This window comes from Chroococcidiopsis cubana SAG 39.79, from assembly GCF_003991895.1.
Taxonomy (GTDB): Bacteria; Cyanobacteriota; Cyanobacteriia; order Cyanobacteriales; family Chroococcidiopsidaceae; genus Chroococcidiopsis; species Chroococcidiopsis thermalis.
The window spans coordinates 1-832 of record NZ_RSCK01000275.1 but is presented as its reverse complement, the minus strand read 5'-3'; the positions used below and the strand labels follow the sequence as shown (position 1 = coordinate 832).

Annotated in this window: 1 protein-coding gene; it reads left to right on the top strand. The window is 48.6% G+C overall.

Annotated elements, in window-relative coordinates:
* Positions 1-68 precede the first annotated feature (68 nt).
* Positions 69-761: an IS6 family transposase gene (locus tag DSM107010_RS37870; RefSeq protein WP_127025459.1), complete on the top strand. Its 693-nt coding sequence runs from the start codon at positions 69-71 to the stop codon at positions 759-761.
* Positions 762-832 lie beyond the last annotated feature (71 nt).

The following is an 832-nucleotide window of genomic DNA, read 5'->3' as shown; positions in this document are numbered from 1 at the left end:
GGTATTGTCAACTTAACTCGCAAGCAGGATGATGGTAGTGGCTCAAATCAGCTCGCGACTGCTTGTCCATGTACTCCCGTTACCGATTCCCTGGTGAAATCATCAGCTACTGTGTCTGGCTCTACTACACGTTTCCCTTGAGCTACCGGGACATAGAGAAAATGATGCTGTACCGTGGGATTGAGGTAACCTACGAGTCAATTCGAGAATGGTGTCAGAAGTTTGGGCAGCAATACGCAAATCAACTGCGGCGCAAACGTCCTTACCTAACTGATAAATGGCATCTGGATGAGGTGGTTGTCACGATCAAAGGACAGCAATATTATCTGTGGCGAGCCGTAGATACGGAAGGGAACGTGCTGGATGTCCTGCTGCAACGACATCGAGATACAAAGGCGGCACATCGATTCTTCCGCAAACTCCTGAAGAAACAAGGCTTCGTACCCCGCGTAATTGTGACCGACCAACTCAAGAGTTACGCAGCGGCAAAGAAACAAGTGCTCAAGAGCGTGGAGCATCGACAGCATAAAGGATTAAACAACCTTTGCGAAAACTCTCATCAGCCCACACGAGTGCGAGAGCGACGGATGCGGAAATTCAAATCCCCAGGGCAAGCCCAACGATTTCTCTCTGCATTTGGACCGATTCGAGACCACTTTCACCCAAAACAACATCAGCTCACTGCACCACGATACCGAAAACAACTGTGCCAACGATTTGAGGATTGGCGAGAAGTCGCTTGTCTAAAACCTGCTGCTTAAAATTAGCCAAGCTGGCTACTCAGGAATTATCGTGCCGATTTTCGGATTTATCCCATTAAGTTGACAATGCC

Excerpts from the sequence above, each read along its gene's own strand:
- DSM107010_RS37870 (WP_127025459.1), top strand. The coding sequence starts at position 69 with ATGTACTCCCGTTACCGATTCCCTGGTGAAATCATCAGCTACTGTGTC.